Source organism: Streptomyces sp. NPDC098789, from assembly GCF_044759975.1.
Taxonomy (GTDB): domain Bacteria; phylum Actinomycetota; class Actinomycetes; order Streptomycetales; family Streptomycetaceae; genus Streptomyces.
In genome coordinates this window covers 40683-60223 of the sequence record NZ_JBIWAJ010000018.1, presented here as the reverse complement: position 1 = coordinate 60223, position 19541 = coordinate 40683, and the positions used below count along the sequence as shown (strand labels likewise).

Sequence of the window (19541 nt, the reverse complement as noted above, 5' to 3'; positions counted from 1 at the left end):
AAATTCCTATGTCACCTGGTTCAGAAAACTCATGTCGAGGGACGAGGACGTATGAGAAGGCACAGCTGGAGATGGCGGGCCCTGGCCGCCCTGATCAGCACGGCCCTGCTGATGCTGGGATGGCCGGCGCTGACCGCCACGGCCGCGGGCGGTCCGAACATCGCCGCGGGCAGGCCCGCATCCGCGAGCAGTACCAACGGCTCCTTCACGGCCGCCGCCATCACGGACGGCAATCAGTCGACGTACTGGGAGAGCGCCGGCAGCACCTTCCCGCAATGGGTGCAGACCGACCTCGGTGCCACCACGCGCGTCGATCAAGTGGTGCTGAAGCTCCCCGCGGGCTGGGAGAACCGCAACCAGACCCTGTCCGTCCAGGGCAGCGCCGACGGCACCGGCTTCAACACGCTGGTCGGCTCGGCCACCTACACCTTCGGCCAGGGCAGCGGCAACACGGTGACCATCGGCTTCCCGGCCGCCCAGACCCGGTTCGTCCGGATCGAGATCACCGCCAACACGGGCTGGCCGGCCGCCCAGCTCGCCGAGCTGGAGGTCCGGGCCCCCGGCGAGTCCTCGGACAACCTGGCCCTGGGCAAGACCCTGACCGCGAGCAGCAACACGCAGTCCTACGTCGCCTCCAACGCCAACGACGGCAACCGCGCCAGCTACTGGGAGAGCGTCAACAACGCGATGCCGCAGTGGCTCCAGGCAGACCTCGGTGCCTCGCTGCGCGTGGACCGGGTGGTGCTGCGGCTGCCCGAGAACTGGGGGCCCCGCACCCAGACCCTGAAGATCCAGGGCAGCGCCAACGGCGCCGACTTCACCGACCTGACCGCCTCCAAGGCCTACGACTTCAGCGCGGCGGGCGGCAACGCGGTGACCATCGCCTTCGACGCCGCCACCACCCGTTACCTCCGGGTCCTCATCTCGCTGAACAGCGTGCAACCGGGCGCCCAGCTCTCCGAACTGGAGGTCTACGGGCCCCAGTCCGGGGACACCCAGGCGCCGAGCGCGCCCACCGCACTGGCCTACACCGAGCCCGCCACCGGCCAGATCAAGCTCAGCTGGCAGGCCTCCACCGACAACGTCGGCGTCACCGGCTACGACGTCTACGCCAACAACCAGCTGCGCACCAGCGTGGCCGGCAACGTCACCACCTACACCGACACCCAGCCCACCAGCGCGAGCGTGACCTACTACGTCCGCGCCAAGGACGCCGCCGGGAACCAGTCCCCGAACAGCAACACCGTGACCCGCGCCGGTGACACCGGGGACACGCAGGCGCCGACGGCCCCGGGCTCCCTGGCCTTCACCGAGCCCACCGCCGGCCAGGTCAAGCTCAGCTGGCAGGCCTCCACCGACAACGTCGGCGTCACCGGCTACGAGGTGTACGCGAACAACGCGCTGCGCACCACCGTCGCGGGCAACGTCACCACCTACACCGACGCCCAGCCGACCAGCGCCAGCGTGACCTACTTCGTCCGTGCCAAGGACGCGGCGGGCAACCGGTCGGCCGACAGCAACTCCGTCACCCGCAACGGCACCGGGGGCGGCGGTTCCAACCTCGCCGTCGGCAAGGAGATCGCCGGCTCCTCGGTGACCAACGCCTTCGTCGCGGAGAACGCCAACGACAACGACACCGCGACCTACTGGGAGGGCGCGGGCGGCGCCTACCCGAGCACCCTGACGGTCAAGCTCGGAGCCAACGCGGACCTGGACCGGCTCGTCCTGAAGGTCAATCCCAGCAGCAGCTGGGGCGCCCGCACCCAGCGCATCGAGGTGCTCGGCCGCGAACAGGGAGCCGCCGGCGTCACCAGCCTGGTCGCCGCCAAGGACTACGTCTTCGACCCGGCCTCCGGCAACACCGTCACCATCGCGCTGAGCGCCCGCGTGGCGGACGTACAGCTGCGCTTCACCGCCAACAGCGGAGCCGGGAACGGCCAGATCGCCGAGTTCCAGGTCATCGGCGTCCCCGCGCCCAACCCCGATCTGGTGATCACCGCGCTGGGCGCCACCCCGTCCGCGCCGGTCGAGTCGGACCCGGTGACGCTCTCCGCCACGGTCAAGAACAGCGGCCCGGCCGCGGCGGCCGCCACCGCGGTGACCTTCCAGTTGGGCGGCTCGAAGGCGGCCACCGCCAACGTCCCGGCCCTGGCCGCGGGCGCGCAGGCGAACGTCACCGCCTCCATCGGGCCGCGCGACGCCGGCAGCTACCCGCTGAGCGCGATCGTCGACGAGGCGAACACGGTCATCGAGCAGAACGACACGAACAACACCTTCACCGCCCCGCCGCTGGTGATCCGGCCGGTGGACAGCTCCGACCTGGTGGCCGCGGCCGTCAACTGGAGCCCGAGCGCGCCGGCCGTCGGCCAGAACGTCGACTTCTCGGTCACCGTGAAGAACCAGGGCACCGTGGCGGCGGCCGCCGGGTCGCACGGCATCACGCTCACCCTGCAGGACGCGAACGGCGCCACCGTCCGTACCCTGACCGGCTCCTTCAGCGGCGCCCTCGCGCCCGGCGCCTCCTCGGCCCCGGTCGCCCTCGGCGGCTGGACGGCGGCCAACGGCAAGTACACCGTCAAGGTGGTGCTCGCCGACGACGCCAACGAACTGCCGGTCAAGCGCGCCAACAACACCAGCACCAAGGCCTTCTTCGTCGGCCGCGGGGCGAACCTGCCCTTCGACACCTACGAGGCCGAGGACGGCGTCGTCGGCGGCGGGGCGAGCGTGGTCGGCCCGAACCGCACCATCGGTGACATCGCGGGCGAGGCCTCCGGCCGCAAGGCGGTCAGCCTCGACGCGACGGGCGAGTACGTCGAATTCACCACCCGGGCGGCCACCAACACGCTGGTCACCCGCTTCTCCATCCCGGACGCCCCGGGCGGCGGCGGCATCGACGCCACCATCGACGTCTACGTCAACGGGACCTTGAAGAAGGCCCTCCCGCTCACCTCGAAGTACGCCTGGCTGTACGGCGCCGAGGCCTCCCCGGGGAACTCGCCCGGCGCCGGCGCCCCGCGGCACATCTACGACGAGGCCAACGTCCTGCTGGGCGAGACCGTTCCGGCGGGCAGCAAGATCCGCCTCCAGAAGGACGCGGCCAACACCTCCACCTACGCCATCGACTTCGTCAGCCTGGAGCAGGCCACGGCGATACCCAACCCGGACCCGGCGGCGTACGCCGTGCCGACCGGATTCGGCCACCAGGACGTGCAGAACGCCCTGGACAAGGTCCGGATGGACACCACCGGCAAGCTCGTCGGCGTCTACCTGCCGCCCGGCGACTACGACACGGCCAGCAAGTTCCAGGTGTACGGCAAGGCCGTGCAGGTGGTCGGCGCGGGCCCCTGGCTCACCCGCTTCCACGCCCCCAGCACGCAGGACAACACCGACATCGGCTGGCGGGCGGAGGGCACGGCCAAGGGATCCTCCTTCTCCGGCTTCGCCTACTTCGGCAACTACACCTCGCGGATCGACGGCCCGGGCAAGGTCTTCGACTTCTCGAACGTCACCGACATCACCATCGACAACGTCTGGAACGAGCACACGGTGTGCCTCTACTGGGGCGCCAACACCGACCGGATCACGATCAAGAACTCCCGGATCCGGGACACCTTCGCCGACGGCATCAACATGACCAACGGCAGCACGGACAACCTCGTCTCCAACAACGAGGCGCGCTCCACGGGCGACGACAGCTTCGCGCTCTTCTCCGCGATCGACGCGGGCGGCGCGGACATGAAGAACAACGTGTACGAGAACCTGACCACGCTCCTGACCTGGCGCGCGGCCGGAGTCGCGGTCTACGGCGGCTTCAACAACACCTTCCGCAACATCCTCATCGCCGACACCCTGGTCTACTCGGGCATCACGATCAGCTCGCTGGACTTCGGGTATCCGATGAACGGATTCGGCACCGACCCGACGACTTTCGAGAACATCTCGATCCTGCGCTCGGGCGGCCATTTCTGGGGAGCGCAGACCTTCCCGGGAATCTGGATCTTCTCCGCCTCGAAGGTGTTCCAGGGGATCCGGATCAACAACGTCGACATCGTCGATCCGACCTACAGCGGCATCATGTTCCAGACCCAGTACATCGGAGGCCAACCGGTCAATCCCATCAAGGACACGATCCTGCGGGACATCACCATCACGGGTGCCAAGAAGAGCGGCGACGCCTACGATGCCAAATCGGGCTTCGGGCTCTGGGCCAACGAGATGCCGGAAGCGGGCCAGGGTCCCGCGGTCGGTGAGGTCGAGATCCACAACCTGAAGACGAGCGACAACGCCGTGGACGTGCGGAACACGACCTCGACGTTGAAGATCAACCAACTGCCGTAAACGGCCCTGCCAAGAGGGCCGAAGACTAGCGCAAGCGACTTGCGTCGCTTGCGCTAGTCTTGCGCTCATGACGCGACGACTTGCTCAGGTAGCGAAGAAGGTGGGAGTCAGCGAAGCCACGGTCAGCCGGGTGCTCAACGGCAAGCCGGGCGTCTCGGACGCGACCCGCCAGTCCGTGCTCACGGCCCTCGACGTCCTCGGCTACGAGCGGCCCACCCAGCTGCGCGGCGAGCGCGCCCGGCTGGTGGGCCTGGTCCTGCCCGAACTGCAGAACCCCATCTTCCCGGCCTTCGCCGAGGTGATCGGCGGAGCCCTGGCCCAGCAGGGCCTGACCCCGGTGCTCTGCACCCAGACCACGGGCGGGGTCTCCGAGGCGGACTACGTCGAGCTGCTGCTCCAGCAGCAGGTCTCCGGCGTGGTCTTCGCCGGCGGACTCTTCGCCCAGGCCGACGCCCCGCACGAGCACTACCGGCTGCTGTCCGACCGTAAGGTCCCGGTGGTGCTCATCAACGCCTCCATCGAGGACCTCGGCTTCCCCTGCGTGGCCTGCGACGACGCCGTCGCGGTCGAGCAGGCCTGGCGCCACCTGGCCTCCCTGGGGCACGAGCGGATCGGCCTGGTGCTGGGGCCGCCCGACCACATGCCCTCGCTGCGCAAGCTCGTCGCGGCCCAGGCCGTCGCCGCGGCGGCGCACACCGAGCTGCCCGCGGCCCACGTCGAGCGGGCGCTGTTCTCCCTGGAGGGCGGCCACGCGGCCGCCTCCCGACTGCTGGACCGGGGGGTCACCGGGATCATCTGCGCGAGCGATCCGCTGGCCCTGGGGGCCGTACGGGCGGCCCGCCGGCGGGGTCTGGACGTACCCCGGCAGGTCTCCGTGGTCGGCTACGACGACTCGGCCTTCATGAACTGCACCGAACCCCCGCTGACCACGGTCCGCCAGCCCATCGAGGCCATGGGCCGGGCCGCCGTGGAGCTGCTGACGGCGCAGATCCAGGGCGCCGCCGTCCAGCCCGGCGAGCTGCTCTTCGAGCCGGAACTGGTGGTGCGCGGCTCCACCGCCCAGGCTCCGCGCGACTAGGGTCACCCCTTCCAGGCGCCGATCGACAGGGCCCCCGTACGTCCACGTGACGTACGGGGGCCCTTTTTTTGCGTCTGATGACGCACTCGATCCGGTCTGTCCTGTCAATGTATTACGAAGTCTGCGCGAGATCTTGCGTTCATCTGTGGCTGGTGGTTGAGTGTGCCGCGCTCGCCCCCACGCACTCCTGCTCGATGCTCGAAGGGGTCCATCGATGAGAAGCAACACCCGCCGCACCGTCGCGGCAGCCCTCGTCTCCGCGCTCGCCGTCACCGCCCTCGCGGCCTGCGGTACGAGCAGCAGCGGCGACGGCAAGCCGGACAAGACGGCACCCGGCGCCCCCGCCGACGCCTCCGCGCCACTCGACCCGAACACCAAGGTCACCCTCACCATCGACTGCATGCCGCCCGCGGCGAAGGCGGCCGAGCTGAAGGAGTGGAAGGAGGACGTCGAGGCGTTCAAGAAGATCTACCCGAACGTCACGATCGACGGCCGTTCCACCCCCGGCCAGTGCCTGGAGCCCCCGCGGTTCACCGCGATGCTCAAGGCCAAGTCCCAGCCGGACGTGTTCTACACGTACTTCACGGACCTCAAGCAGGTGCTCGACAACAGCGGGGCCGAGGACATCTCGGCGTACGTCACGCCGAAGTCGGTCCCCGCCCTCGACACCATCGACAAGAACGTCATGAACGTCCTGAAGCAGGACGGCAAGCTCTACGGCCTGCCGACCAGCAACTACACCATGGGCCTGCTGATCAACCGCAAGCTCTTCACCCAGGCCGGGCTCAACCCCGACACCCCGCCGCGCACCTGGGACGAGGTCCGCGCGGCCGCCAAGAAGATCGCGGCGCTGGGCAACGGCACCGCCGGCTTCGGCGAGTACAGCGTGGAGAACACCGGCGGCTGGCACTACACCGCGACCCTGTACGGCATGGGCGGCGACGTCGTCGGGGCCGACGGCAAGGCCGCCTTCAACAACCCCACCGGGCGCCAGATCGTCGAGAACCTCAAGGCGATGCGCTGGGAGGACGACAGTATGGGCAAGACCCAGCTGCTCAAGTGGGGTGACCTGCAGAAGCAGATGGCCTCGGACAAGCTCGGCATGTTCCTCGCCGCCCCGGACGACATCACGTACATGGTCCAGCAGCTCGGCGCGAAGTACGACAACTTCGGGATGGGGCCGCTGCCCGGCGGCGCGTCCACGCTCTTCGGCGGCAACAGCTACATGATCAAGAAGGGCAGCTCGCCCGACAAGGTCAAGGCGGCGATCGCCTGGCTGAACTTCAAGACCCTCACGGTCGGCAAGGGCCAGTTCGACTTCGCGCGCAGCAAGGCCGACGGCCTCCCGGTCGGCCTGCCGCAGCCCGCCTTCTTCGTCGGCGCCGCCAAGGAGCAGAGCGACGCGCTGAAGGCGGCGAGCGCCACGATGCCGGTCGCCAACTTCAAGTCCTTCCTGGACAACCCGGTGCCGCCGAAGGCCGAGCCCGCCAAGGCCCAAGAGGTCTACAAGGTGCTCGACAAGGTGATGTCGGGGGTCCTCACCAACAAGGGCGCCGACCCCGCACAGCTGCTCGGCGACGCCGAGAAGGCGGTCAACCAGGTGCTGGCCAACCAGTAGGGCGCCGGGCGGGCCCGGGGCGCCTCCCCGGCCCGGTCCCGCCCGCCCCGCCCCGCCGTGTTCAGCCCTGCGACCCACCAAGGAGCGGCGATGTCGGCCCCCACCCTGCCCGGATCCCGAGAGGCCTTCGTCCGGGCATTCAAGCGGAACGTCTCCGCCCACGGATTCCTGATCGGCGCCGTCCTCTGTTTCGCCTTCTTCTCCTGGTACCCGATGGTCCGGGAGTTCGTCCTGGCCTTCCAGAAGACCGAGAACGGCGTCACCCACTGGGCCGGCCTCGACAATTTCCGCTACGTCTTCAACGACCCGAATTTCTGGCAGGCGTGGCGCAACACCCTGCTGTTCACGGGGCTCGCACTGATCCTCGGCTTCGTGGTCCCGTTCCTCGTCGCCGTCGTCCTCAACGAATTCCGCCACGCACAGGGATTCTTGCGGCTGCTCGTCTACCTTCCGGTGATGATGCCGCCGGTCGCCTCGGTCCTGCTGTTCAAATACTTCTACGACCCGGGATACGGCCTCTTCAACCGGATCCTGGTCTTCCTCCACCTCCCCGCCCAGGACTGGCTCCAGTCCACCGACACCGCCATGCTCTCGGTGGTCCTCGCCGCCACCTGGATGAACATGGGCGGTGCGACCCTGATCTACCTGGCCGCCCTCCAGGGCATCCCGGGCGAGCTCTACGAGGCCGCCGAACTCGACGGCGCGGGGCTGCTCCGCAAGATCTGGCACATCACCATCCCGCAGACCAAGCTCATCCTCTCGCTGATGCTGCTCATGCAGATCATCGCGACCATGCAGGTCTTCGTGGAGCCGTTCCTGCTCACCGGCGGCGCCGGCCCCGAGGGGTCGACGACGACCGTGGTGGTCCTCATCTACCAGTACGCCTTCAACTTCAACCAGTACGGCGGCGCCGCGGCCCTCGGCCTGTGCCTGCTCGTCCTGCTCGCCGGCTTCTCCGCCGCCTACGTCCGGCTGAGCCGCGACAACGAGAACTGACGCGAGAACCGACGCGAGAACCGACCCGAAAACCGACGCGAGAACCGACCCGAGAACTGACCCGAGACGAGAACGGACCGGAGCCCGAAACATGGCAGAGCGCACGCTGATCTCGCCGGCCCAACTCGGCCGGACCCGGGGCAAGGTCCTCTACTGGACGGTCCTCGTCCTGGTCGTCGTAGGCTTCACCCTCGTCTTCCTCGGTCCCCTGTACTGGATGGTCGCGAACGGCCTCAAGAGCACCGAGGAGTTCGCCGAGGTCCCGCCCACCCTGGTGCCCGGCTCCCTGCACACCGCCAACTACACCAGCGCCTGGAAGGTCATGGACCTGGCCAAGCTGCTCTTCAACACCCTCTACTACGCCTTCGGCGCGCTGGCCTTCCAACTCGTCCTCGACGTCGCGGCCGCCTACTCGCTCTCGCGGCTGCGCCCCGTCTTCGGCAAGGCCGTCCTCGGGATGATGCTGGCGACCCTGATGATCCCGGCCACCGTGCTCGTCGTACCGCAGTACCTGACCGTCCTGGACATGCCCCTCATCCAGCGGAACCTGCTCAACACGCCCTGGGTGATCTGGCTGCCGTCCGTGACGAACGCCTTCAACATCTTCCTGCTGAAGCGGTTCTTCGACTCGATCCCCCAAGAGATCCTCGACGCGGCCTCCATCGACGGGGCGAGCGCCCTGCGCACCCTGCGCTCCGTCGTCCTGCCGATGTCCCGGCCCATCCTCGGGGTCGTGTCCATCTTCGCGATCGTCGGCGTATGGAAGGACTTCCTCTGGCCGATGCTCACCCTGCCGGACCCGGCCCTGCAGACGCTCAACGTCGGCATCTACTCCCTGTCGACGGGCGTGCCCGAGAACCACCTGATCGCGGCGCTCGCCATGGCTTCCGCGCCCACGCTCATCGTGTTCCTGATCTTCCAGCGCAACATCATGAGCGGCCTCACGGCGGGCTCCCTCAAGGGCTGACCACCCTTCTCCCGCCCCGTGCGAAAGGACCACCCCTCGTGGCCGACTTTCCCCTGCCCGCAGCCGCCGCCGACTGGTGGCGCACCGCGGCGATCTACCAGGTCTACCCGCGCAGCTTCGCCGACGGCGACGCGGACGGCACCGGCGACCTCGCGGGCGTCCGCGCCAAACTGCCCTACCTCGCCGAACTGGGTGTCGACGCGCTGTGGTTCACGCCCTGGTACCTGTCGCCGCTCGCCGACGGCGGCTACGACGTGGCCGACTACCGCGCCATCGACCCCGCCTTCGGCACCCTGGACGAAGCGGAGAAGCTCATCGCCGAGGCCACCGGCCTGGGCATCCGCACCATCGTCGACATCGTCCCGAACCACGTGTCCGACCAGCACGCGTGGTTCCGCGCCGCCCTCGCCGCCGGACCCGGCAGTCCGGAGCGCGAGCTCTTCCACTTCCGGCCCGGCCGCGGCGAGCACGGCGAACTGCCCCCGGGCGACTGGCCCTCGCAGTTCGCCGGGGCGACCTGGACGCAGGTACCGGACGGGGAGTGGTACCTGCACCTGTTCACGCCCGAGCAGCCCGACCTCAACTGGGCCCACCCCGCCGTCCGCCGCGAGCACGAGGACGTCCTGCGCTTCTGGTTCGAACGCGGTGTGGCGGGCGTACGGATCGACTCCGCGGCCCTCCTCGCCAAGGACCCGGACCTGCCCGACCTGGCCGGCCGCCCCGGTGAGCCCTGGCCCGGCGAGACCCACCCCTACATCGACCGGGACGAGCTGCACGACATCTACCGCTCCTGGCGCGCCATCGCCGACGAGTTCGGTGCGATCTTCGTCGGCGAGGTCTGGCTGCCGGACTCCGAGCGCTTCGCCCGCTACCTGCGCCCCGACGAGCTGCACACCGCCTTCAACTTCTCCTTCCTCAGCTGCCCCTGGGCCGCGGCGCGGCTGCGGAAGTCGATCGAGGAGACCCTCGCCGAACACGCGCCGGTCGGCGCCCCCGCCACCTGGGTGCTCTGCAACCACGACGTGACCCGCACGGTGACGCGCTACGGGCGCCACGACACCGGTTTCGACTTCGCCGCCAAGGTCTTCGGCACCCCCACCGACCTGGCCCTCGGTACCCGGCGGGCGCGCGCGGCGGCGCTGCTGACCCTGGCCCTGCCGGGCGCGGTCTACGTCTACCAGGGCGAGGAGCTCGGGCTGCCGGAAGCCGACGTCCCGCTCGACCGGATCCAGGACCCCATGCACTTCCGCTCCGGGGGCCGCGACCCCGGCCGGGACGGCTGCCGGGTGCCGCTGCCCTGGTCCGCCGAACCCTGGCGGACCCCGTGGCTGCCGCAGCCGGAGCACTGGGCGACGTACGCCGCGGACCGGCAGGCCGGCGACCCGGAGTCGATGCTCAGCCTCTACCGGCGGGCCCTCGGCCTGCGCCGGGCCGCGCGCGGCTTCGGGGCGGGCTCGATGCGCTGGCTGCCCGCGCCGGAAGGGGTGCTGGCCTTCGCCCGCCCCGACGGCCTGGTCTGCGCGGTCAACCTGTCCGACGCGCCGGTGCCCCTGCCCGGCCACACCGAACTCCTGCTGGGCAGCGGCCCCTTGGACCGAGCCGGGCTGCTCCCGCAGGACACGGCGGTCTGGCTGCGGACCTGACGCCGCGGCCGGACCGCCGGTACCACCGGCCCCACGCCCCCGCACCTCCTCGTAGCCGCCCCTGCACGTCCCCGACCAGGGAGAGGTCCCCGACATGAGCCCCACGAGCCGCACGACCCCACCGCGGGCCCGGCCGGTGAGCGCCGCCCTCATCGCCGCCCTGGCCACCGCGGCCCTCGCCGCGACCGCCGCCCTGCCGGTCCTCACGTCCGCCGCCCCGGCCGCGGCGGCCACTCCCGCCGCCCTGTCGCCCCTGGACGTCCAGGGGCGCGGGGCCACCGTCCCCTTCACCGAGCAGGAGGCGGAGCGGGCCGCCACCAACGGCTCGGTGATCGGCCCCGACCGCACCTACACGACCCTGCCCGCCGAGGCCTCCGGCCGCAGCGCGGTCCGTCTGGACGCGGCGGGGGAGTACGTCGAGTTCACCCTGACCAGGCCCGCCAACGCGATGAACGTCCGCTACTCCGTCCCGGACAACGCGGCCGGTACGGGCATCACGGCCCCCGTGGAACTGAAGCTGGACGGGACCAGGCTCAAGGACCTCGACTTCACCTCGAAGTACAGCTGGTACTACGGCAGTTATCCCTTCACCAACCAACCCGGCGAGAAGCCACACCACTTCTACGAGGAGACCCGGACCCTCTTCGGCCGGACCCTCCCCGCGGGCGCCAAGGTCCGGCTCACGCTGGCACAGACCGCGGCCACCCCCTGGGCGGTGGTCGACCTCGCCGACTTCGAGCAGGTCGCCGAGCCGACGGCCCGGCCCGCGGGCTCGCTCTCGGTGACCGACTTCGGGGCCGACGCGGGCGGATCGGCCGATTCCACGGCCGCGTTCCAGCAGGCGGTGGACGCCGGAGCGGCCCAGTCGAAGGAGGTGTGGATCCCCCAGGGCACCTTCAAGCTCACCGACCACGTGGTCGTGGACAAGGTGACGCTGCGCGGCGCCGGCCCCTGGTACTCCGTCCTCACCGGCCGCAGCGCCACCGACCGGTCCCGCGCCGCCGGCATCTACGGCAAGTACGTGCGCGGCGGCGGGTACGGCGGTCAGATACGCCCGTACGAGGACAACGGCCCCAGCCGCGGCGTCACGCTCAAGGACTTCGCGATCATCGGCGAGATCGCCGACCGCATCGACGACGACCAGGTCAACGCCATCGGCGGGGCGATGACGGACTCCGTGGTCGACAACGTCTGGATGCAGCGGACCAAGGTCGGGGCCTGGATGGACGGTCCGATGGACAACTTCCACATCAGGAACAGCCGGATCCTCGACCAGAGCGCGGACGGGGTGAACTTCCACTGGGGCGTCACCCGTTCCTCGGTGGAGAACACCTTCCTGCGCAACACCGGCGACGACGGGCTGGCCATGTGGGCCGACACCGTGGCGAACGTCGGGAACTCCTTCAGCCACAACACCGTGGTGGCCCCGATCCTGGCCAACAACATCGCGGTCTACGGCGGCAAGGACATCAGCGTCACCGACAACGTGGCCGCCGAGACCCTGTCCAACGGCGGCGGGCTGCACGTCGGCAACCGCTACCCCGGGGTCACCGCGGGGCAGGGCACCGATGTCCGGGGGACCTTCACGCTGGCCCGCAACACCCTGATCAGGACCGGCAACACCGACTACGGGTGGAACTTCCCGATCGGCGCGCTCTGGTTCGACAGCCGCAACAGCTCCATCGACAAGGCCACGATCAACGTGACCGACAGCGACCTCCTGGACAGCTCCTACGCGGCGGTCCACTTCGTGTCCGGCACCACCAAGGGCGTCCGCCTCGACAACGTGAACATCGACGGGACGGGGACGTTCGCGCTCCAGTTCAACGACCCGGCCGAGCTGTCCATGACCAACGTCAGGGCCACCCGGATCGGCTTCGGCGAGCCCGTCTACAGCTGCCTGGGCGCGCAGTTGAAGCTCACCCAGGGCGCGGGGAACTCCGGCTGGAACGGGAAGCTGCCGAGCACCTACTGCGGGCCCTTCCCGCCCGCCAACGACCAGCCGGGACCGGACCCGACGCCCACGCCGACCCCGACGGCCCCTACCCCTACTCCTAGCCCCACGCCGACGCCGACCCCGACTCCCACGCCGACCCCGACGCCCACTCCGACGCCCACGCCCACCGCGGACCCGACGCGCAACCTGCTGCGGGGGAGCCCGGTGGCCGAGACCTCGCACACCCAGGTCTACGACGCGGCCAAGGCCGTCGACGGCGACCCCGGCAGCTACTGGGAGAGCGCCAACAACGCATTCCCGCAGTCACTGACCGCCGACCTCGCGGCCCCCGCGCAGGTCCGGCGCGTCGTGCTCAAGCTGCCGCCGCCCGCCGCCTGGGGGGCCCGTACCCAGACCGTGGCGGTGCTCGGCAGCGCCGACGGGACGGCCTTCACCACCCTGGTGGGCGCGCGGGACTACCGCTTCGACCCGGCCTCGGGGAACCAGGTGACCATCAGCCTGCCCGCGGGCGCCGACCTGCGCCGGCTGCGGGTGACGGTCACCGGCAACACCGGCTGGCCGGCCGGTCAGATCAGCGAGTTCGAGGCCTACACGGGCTGACGCCGACGCGCGCGGCGCACCGGGCCCCTCACCGGGCCCCGCACCGGCCTCTGCACCGCGCCCCGCCCCGCACCGCGCCCCGCCCGTCACGGCATCGGCCGTGGCGGGCGGGGCCCGTGGTACAGCCCGCTCGGTCGCATCCGCAGCGGTCGCTCCTGGTACTCCTCCAGCGCGTGCGCGATCCAGCCGGCCGTGCGGGCCACCGCGAACACGCTCTCCCCGGCCTCCGCCGGCATTCCGCAGGACACCGTCAGGGCGGCCAGCGCCAGGTCCACGTTCGCGTGCAGGCCCGGGCGGCGGGCCGCCGTCGTGGCGACCACGTCCCGGGCGGCCGCCAGGGCCGGTCCGGCCTGCGGCAACGTCTCCAGCCGGGCGAACAGCGCCGTGGCCCGCGGGTCCTCACCCCGGTAGAGCCGGTGCCCGAGCCCCGGCACCCGCCGGCCGGCGCGCAGGTGGTCGGCCACGACGGGCGCGGCCCCGCCCCGCTCGACCACCTCCACCAGCATCCGGTGCGCGAGCCGCCCGGCCGCCCCGTGCAGCGGGCCTTCGAGCGCCCCGAGCCCCGCCGAAACCGCCGCGTACGGGTGGGCCCGCGCCGAGGCGGCCACCCGCACCGCCAGGGTCGAGGCGGCCAGGTCGTGGTCGATGAGCAGGGCCAGCGCCAGATCGAGCACGTCCAGCGCCACCGGATCGGCCTCCCGCGCGGTCAGCCTGCTCCACAGCTGCCAGGCGAGCGGGCCGGTCCCGCGGTGCGCCCGCCCGACCACCGGCAGGGCGCCGACGAGCGTCGGGATCAGGCAGCGGGCCGAGCCGAGCACGGCCTCCTCGGAGAGGTCGAAGCGCAGGGGGTCCGCCACGGCGGCGGCCGCCGTCGCCACCCGCAGCCGGTCCAGCGGACCGCTGTGCTCCGGCAGGGCCGCCACGGTCCGCCGTGCGGCGGCCAGCATCGGCGCCGGGGCCTCGAACCGGACCCCGTGGTGCAGGACGCCGGTCCAGAGCCACTCGGCGACCTCCTCGTAGGAGTGCCGGGCGGCCAGCTCGGTGGCGTCGACGCCGCGGTACCAGTAGCGGTCGTCCTCGATCAGGGTGATGGCGGTGCGGACGGCGAGTTCGCCGCCGGCGGTGGCCTGGGGGAGCGCCGCCTCGCGGCGGGTGCGGCGCGCCAACTCCTCGACCTCCTGCGCGGCGAAGCTGCTGCCGCGGCCCACCGGGTCGCGACGGCTGGTGAGCTGGCCGCGGCTGACGTACGCGTACACCGTCGCGGGTTTCACCCCGAGCAGCTCGGCGGCCTGCCGGGTGGTGAGCCGTCGCTCTTCGCCCCGGTGCGCGTCGGGAGCTTCGTGATCCATGGATCCCAGCCTACATATATTGATCCGATCAATATTGACAGTGATTGGATCCATCATGGATGGTCGATCCATGGACACCAACGTCAGCACTGCCGCAGGAGCCGCCACCGCGGCCGCGGCCACCCTCGCCGAGGTACCCCAGGTACCCCGCGGCCTCGCCGGGGTCGTCGTCACCGACACCACCCTCGGTGACGTCCGGGGCCGCGAGGGCTTCTACCACTACCGCCAGTACTCCGCCGTCGACCTCGCCACGAGCCGCACCTTCGAGGACGTCTGGCACCTGATGTTCCGCGGCGCCCTGCCGGACGCCGCCGAGCGCGCCGCCTTCACCGCCGAACTCGCCCCGCTGCGCCACCTCCCCGCCGACGTCCGGGACGCACTGCCCGCCCTCGCCCGGGCCACCGCGCTCTCCGGCCCCCTCGCGGGCCTGCGCACCGCGCTCTCCCTGCTCGGCGCGTCCGCGGGCCTGCGCCCGGTGTACGACCTCAGCCCCGAGCGCCGGGCCGCCGACGCGCTGGTCGCCTGCGCGGCCGTACCCACCCTGCTCACGGCGCTGCACCGGCTCGGGCAGGGGCGGGAGCCGGTGGAACCGCGCGACGACCTCCCGTACGCCGCCAACTACCTCTACATGCTGACGGGAGAGGAGCCCGATCCGGTCCGGGCCCGGGCGGTCGAGCGGTACCTGATCTCCACCGTCGACCACGGCTTCAACGCCTCGACCTTCACCGCCCGCGTCATCGCCTCCACCGGCGCCGACGTCGTGGCCTGCCTGACAGGTGCCATCGGCGCCCTCTCCGGCCCGCTGCACGGCGGCGCCCCCAGCCGCGCCCTCGACACGCTCGACGCGATCGGCACGGCCGACCGGATCGACCCGTGGATCCGCGAACGGGTCCTGGCGGGGGAGCGGATCATGGGCTTCGGCCACCCCGTCTACCGCACGGAGGACCCGCGTTCGCGGATGCTGCGCGAGATCGCCCGGCAGTTCGGCGGCCCGCTCGTCGACTTCGCCGTCGAGGTCGAGCGGCACGTCGAGGAGATCCTCGCGGAGCTGAAGCCCGGCCGCGAGCTCCACACCAACGTCGAGTTCTACGCCGGCGTGGTCATGGAACTGTGCGGCCTGCCGCGCGAGATGTTCACCCCCACCTTCTGCGCCGCGCGCGTGGTCGGCTGGAGCGCGAACGTGCTGGAACAGGCGGCCGACTCGAAGATCATCCGGCCCGCCGCCCGCTACGTCGGACCGACCCCGCCGCAGCCGGTGCCCCCGCTCGACTGACGCGCACGCCCTACCATCGACCGGATGAGCACCAGCGAGACCCAGCAGAGCCGCCGGCCCCGGCGGACCGGGCGGCCCATCCCCGTCGTCGTCCTCGCCGGATTCCTCGGATCCGGCAAGACCACCCTGCTCAACCACCTCCTCGCGCACCGCGGGGGTACCCGGATCGGGGTGGTCGTCAACGACTTCGGCTCCATCGAGATCGACGCGATGTCGGTCGCCGGGCAGGTCGGCGACTCGATGGTGTCCCTCGGCGGGGGCTGCCTGTGCTGCGCGGTGGACGGCAGCGAGCTGGACGCGTACCTCGCCAAGCTCGCCGATCCCGCCCACCGGATCGACGTGATCGTCATCGAGGCGAGCGGCCTGGCCGAGCCGCAGGAGCTGATCCGGATGCTGGTGGCCGGGGAGAACCCGGACGTCCGCTACGGCGGCATGGTCGAGGTGGTGGACGCCGCGGAGTTCGACGCGACGCGCCGGCGCCACCCGGAGACCGACCGCCACCTCGCCGTCGCCGACCTCGTGGTGCTCAACAAGACCGACCGGGTCGACGCCGCCGAGCGCGCCCGGATCGAGTCCGTGCTCGGCGGGCTCTGCCCGGGGATCCCGCTGGTCGCGGCCGACCACGGCCGGATCGACCCCGAGCTGCTCTTCGACCGCCGCCCCTGGACCGAGACGCGCGGTCAGCTCTCCTTCGAGGACCTGCTCGGCCGGGCGGCGGACGAGCACGGCGAGGATGGCGAGCACGGCGACCACTGCGCGCACACGCACACGCACTACGAGACGACCGAGTTCGTCACCGACGACGCGCTCTCGCCCCGCCGGTTCATCGACTTCCTCGACGCCCGCCCCGCAGGCCTCTACCGGATCAAGGGCTTCGTCCACTTCGGCGTACCGGGCCACGAGGAGAAGTACGAGGTCCACGCCGTCGGCCGGTTCCTGAGCTTCGCCCCGCTGCCCTGGGCCCGCGCCGAACCCCGGCGCACCCAGCTCGTCCTCATCGGCTCCGGCACCGACGGCCCCGCCCTGCTGAGCGGGCTGGAGGCCTGCCGCGAGAGCGCCCCGCAGGACGCCCCCGCCGACAGCATGTGGGGCGTCCTGCGCTACGTCCGCCAGGACGCGGCCGACCCGACCGGCTGACCCGATCGGGCGGACCGCCGCCGAGGCACGACTACGGCGCCGCTACAGCACCGCTCCGGCCAGCGCGCTCACCGACGCCGGCAGCGGGGTGCCCGAGCCGTCGCGGCGCGGGTCCGGCTCCGGCAGCGCGGCCGGAGCGCCGTTGGCCCCCGCCGCCCGGGCCGGGCTGCCGCCCGCCCAGGCCAGCACCAGCACGTCCTCGCCCTTGAGGAACCGCTGGCAGCGCACACCACCGGTGGCGCGGCCCTTGCGCGGGTACTGGTCGAAGGGGGTGAGCTTGCCCGACGTCACCGAATCGTCCAGGGTGCCGTGCGAACCGGCCACCGTGAACACCACGCCCTCGGCGGCGGGGTCCACCGCCGAGAAGTGGATCACCTTGGCGTTGTCGGAGAGCTTGATGCCCGCCATGCCGCCCGCCGGGCGGCCCTGCGGACGGACCTGCCCCGCCGGGTACCGCAGCAGTTGGGCGTCGTCGGTGATGAAGACCAGGTCCTCCTCGCCCGTGCGCAGCTCGACCGCGCCGACGATCCGGTCGCCCTCCTTGAGGGTGATGACCTCCAGCTCGTCCTTGTTGGCCGGGTAGTCCGGCACGACCCGCTTGACCACGCCCTGTTCGGTGCCCAGGGCCAGGCCCTGCGAGGACTCGTCCAGCGAGGTCAGGCAGATCACGCTCTCGTCGGCCTCCAGCCCGGAGAGGAACTCCGCGACCGGGGCACCGCCCGCCAGGTTCGGCGCCGCGTGCGTGTCCGGCAGCTGCGGCAGGTCGATCACCGCGAGCCGGAGCAGCCGCCCGGACGAGGTGACCACGCCCACGTCGGCCCGTGCGGTCGCCGCGACCTGCGAGACGATCAGGTCGTGCTTGGAACGGGCCGCGCCCTCCTCGGCGACCGCCGTCGGGTCGCCGTTGGCCGTGCGGGCGAGCAGGCCCGTCGAGGACAGCAGCACCCGGCACGGGTCGTCCGCGACCTCCAGCGGAACCGCCGTGACCGCCGAGCCCGCCGACTCCAGCAGCACCGTGCGCCGCTCGGTGCCGAACTTCTTCGCGACCGCCGCCAGTTCGTTGGAGACCAGCTTGCGCAGCTCGGTGTCCGAATCCAGGATCCCGGTCAGCTCGTCGATCTCGCCGTTGAGGCGGTCCTGCTCGCTCTCCAGCTCCAGCCGGTCGAACTTGGTGAGCCTGCGCAGCGGGGTGTCCAGGATGTACTGCGTCTGGATCTCGCTCAGCGAGAACCGCTCGATCAGTCGGGCCTTGGCCTGCGCCGAGTTCTCGCTGTCGCGGATGAGCCGGATGACCTCGTCGATGTCGATGAGGGCCACCAGCAGGCCCTCGACGAGGTGCAGCCGGTCGCGCCGCTTGGTGCGGCGGAACTCGCTGCGCCGGCGCACGACCTCGAAGCGGTGGTCGAGGTAGACCTCCAGCAGTTCCTTGAGGCCGAGGGTGAGCGGCTGACCGTCCACCAGCGCGACGTTGTTGATGCCGAAGGACTCCTCCATCGGCGTCAGCTTGTACAGCTGCTCCAGCACGGCCTCGGGGTGGAAGCCGTTCTTGATCTCGATGACCAGGCGCAGGCCGTGCGAGCGGTCCGTGAGGTCCTTCACATCGGCGATGCCCTGGAGCTTCTTCGAACCGACCAGGTCCTTGATCTTCGCGATGACCTTCTCGGGGCCGACCGAGAAGGGCAGTTCCGTGACGACCAGGCCCTTGCGGCGGGCCGTCACGTTGTCCACGGAGACCGTCGCGCGGATCCGGAAGGTGCCGCGCCCGTTCTCGTAGGCGTCCTTGATGCCGGACAGGCCCACGATCCGGCCGCCGGTCGGCAGGTCCGGACCCGGGACGAAGCGCATCAGCGCCTCCAGGTCCGCCTCCGGGTAGCGGATCAGGTGCCGGGCGGCGGCGATGACCTCGCCCACGTTGTGCGGGGGCATGTTGGTGGCCATGCCCACCGCGATCCCGGACGCGCCGTTGACCAGCAGGTTCGGGTACGCGGCGGGCAGTACCGCCGGTTCGCGTTCCTGGCCGTCGTAGTTCGGGGTGAAGTCGACGGTGTCCTCGTCGATCGACTCCGTCATGAGCGAGGCGGCGTCGGCCATCTTGGACTCGGTGTACCGCATGGCGGCGGGCGGGTCGTCGTTGCCGAGGGAACCGAAGTTGCCGTGGCCGTCGACCAGCGGCAGGCGCATCGAGAAGGGCTGGGCCATGCGCACGAGGGCGTCGTAGATCGACGCGTCACCGTGCGGGTGGAGCTTGCCCATCACCTCGCCGACGACGCGGGCGCACTTCACGTACCCGCGATCGGGGCGCAGGCCCATCTCGTTCATCTGGTACACGATGCGGCGGTGTACCGGCTTCATGCCGTCCCGGGCGTCGGGCAGGGCGCGGGAGTAGATCACCGAGTACGCGTACTCGAGGAAGGAGCCCTGCATTTCGTCGACGACGTCGATGTCGAGGATCTTCTCCTCGAAATCCTCCGGCGGCGGGGTCTTCGTGCTGCGGCGGGCCATCGCTGCGCGGCTCCTTAACCATGTGATGGGTGCTGTGTCTGACGCGGACCATTGTGGCCCGAGGCTCCGACAACGCCGACTCC

11 protein-coding genes are annotated in these 19541 nt (G+C 71.0%); 9 read left to right on the top strand and 2 right to left on the bottom strand.

What is annotated here, in order from left to right; genetic code table 11:
* The first annotated feature begins 51 nt into the window (after nt 1-51).
* The 7 genes from ACIQWR_RS30790 (at nt 52) to ACIQWR_RS30760 (ending at nt 13197) form a co-directional block, all read left to right on the top strand.
* On the top strand, nt 52-4338 hold the full coding sequence (locus ACIQWR_RS30790; RefSeq protein ID WP_404016213.1) for a discoidin domain-containing protein: 4287 nt from the start codon (nt 52-54) through the stop codon (nt 4336-4338).
* 67 nt (nt 4339-4405) lie between these two features.
* Nucleotides 4406-5416, top strand: a complete 1011-nt coding sequence (locus tag ACIQWR_RS30785) for a LacI family DNA-binding transcriptional regulator (RefSeq protein WP_385778233.1) — start codon at nt 4406-4408, stop codon at nt 5414-5416.
* 214 nt (nt 5417-5630) lie between these two features.
* Nucleotides 5631-7034 (top strand): ABC transporter substrate-binding protein, encoded by a 1404-nt coding sequence (locus ACIQWR_RS30780; protein WP_404016210.1) that lies wholly within the window; start codon nt 5631-5633, stop codon nt 7032-7034.
* Between the two features lie 90 nt (nt 7035-7124).
* The gene (locus ACIQWR_RS30775; protein WP_404016207.1) at nt 7125-8030 is read left to right on the top strand and encodes a carbohydrate ABC transporter permease; all 906 of its coding nucleotides are present in this window, start codon (nt 7125-7127) and stop codon (nt 8028-8030) included.
* 91 nt (nt 8031-8121) lie between these two features.
* Complete coding sequence (locus ACIQWR_RS30770; RefSeq protein ID WP_399261760.1) at nt 8122-8997, top strand: carbohydrate ABC transporter permease; 876 nt, start codon at nt 8122-8124, stop codon at nt 8995-8997.
* A gap of 38 nt (nt 8998-9035) precedes the next feature.
* Nucleotides 9036-10640, top strand: a complete 1605-nt coding sequence (locus ACIQWR_RS30765; RefSeq protein ID WP_404016205.1) for a glycoside hydrolase family 13 protein — start codon at nt 9036-9038, stop codon at nt 10638-10640.
* 94 nt (nt 10641-10734) lie between these two features.
* Nucleotides 10735-13197 carry a discoidin domain-containing protein gene (locus ACIQWR_RS30760; protein ID WP_404016202.1) on the top strand — a complete coding sequence of 821 codons (2463 nt, stop codon included), beginning with the start codon at nt 10735-10737 and terminating at the stop codon, nt 13195-13197.
* Nucleotides 13198-13283: 86 nt separating this feature from the next.
* Here the strand turns inward: ACIQWR_RS30760 and ACIQWR_RS30755 are convergent, their stop codons facing one another.
* A complete protein-coding gene (locus ACIQWR_RS30755) occupies nt 13284-14546 on the bottom strand; it encodes a citrate synthase (protein WP_404016199.1) in 1263 nt (420 codons plus the stop codon).
* A 70-nt stretch (nt 14547-14616) separates the two neighbouring features.
* On the opposite strand from ACIQWR_RS30755, the gene ACIQWR_RS30750 reads away from it, so the two are divergent.
* Both ACIQWR_RS30750 and ACIQWR_RS30745 read left to right on the top strand, forming a co-directional pair.
* Nucleotides 14617-15819 (top strand): citrate synthase, encoded by a 1203-nt coding sequence (locus ACIQWR_RS30750; protein WP_404016196.1) that lies wholly within the window; start codon nt 14617-14619, stop codon nt 15817-15819.
* Nucleotides 15820-15843: 24 nt separating this feature from the next.
* A complete protein-coding gene (locus ACIQWR_RS30745; RefSeq protein WP_404016194.1) occupies nt 15844-16956 on the top strand; it encodes a CobW family GTP-binding protein in 1113 nt (370 codons plus the stop codon).
* Between the two features lie 42 nt (nt 16957-16998).
* Here the strand turns inward: ACIQWR_RS30745 and ACIQWR_RS30740 are convergent, their stop codons facing one another.
* Nucleotides 16999-19458: a DNA topoisomerase (ATP-hydrolyzing) subunit A gene (locus ACIQWR_RS30740; protein ID WP_404016191.1), complete on the bottom strand. Its 2460-nt coding sequence runs from the start codon at nt 19456-19458 to the stop codon at nt 16999-17001.
* Nucleotides 19459-19541: the final 83 nt, after the last annotated feature.

Excerpts from the sequence above, each read along its gene's own strand:
- ACIQWR_RS30760 (WP_404016202.1), top strand. The coding sequence starts at position 10,735 with ATGAGCCCCACGAGCCGCACGACCCCACCGCGGGCCCGGCCGGTGAGC.
- ACIQWR_RS30770 (WP_399261760.1), top strand. The coding sequence starts at position 8,122 with ATGGCAGAGCGCACGCTGATCTCGCCGGCCCAACTCGGCCGGACCCGG.
- ACIQWR_RS30785 (WP_385778233.1), top strand. The coding sequence starts at position 4,406 with ATGACGCGACGACTTGCTCAGGTAGCGAAGAAGGTGGGAGTCAGCGAA.
- ACIQWR_RS30750 (WP_404016196.1), top strand. The coding sequence starts at position 14,617 with ATGGACACCAACGTCAGCACTGCCGCAGGAGCCGCCACCGCGGCCGCG.
- ACIQWR_RS30780 (WP_404016210.1), top strand. The coding sequence starts at position 5,631 with ATGAGAAGCAACACCCGCCGCACCGTCGCGGCAGCCCTCGTCTCCGCG.
- ACIQWR_RS30740 (WP_404016191.1), bottom strand. The coding sequence starts at position 19,458 with ATGGCCCGCCGCAGCACGAAGACCCCGCCGCCGGAGGATTTCGAGGAG.
- ACIQWR_RS30755 (WP_404016199.1), bottom strand. The coding sequence starts at position 14,546 with ATGGATCACGAAGCTCCCGACGCGCACCGGGGCGAAGAGCGACGGCTC.
- ACIQWR_RS30790 (WP_404016213.1), top strand. The coding sequence starts at position 52 with ATGAGAAGGCACAGCTGGAGATGGCGGGCCCTGGCCGCCCTGATCAGC.
- ACIQWR_RS30775 (WP_404016207.1), top strand. The coding sequence starts at position 7,125 with ATGTCGGCCCCCACCCTGCCCGGATCCCGAGAGGCCTTCGTCCGGGCA.
- ACIQWR_RS30745 (WP_404016194.1), top strand. The coding sequence starts at position 15,844 with ATGAGCACCAGCGAGACCCAGCAGAGCCGCCGGCCCCGGCGGACCGGG.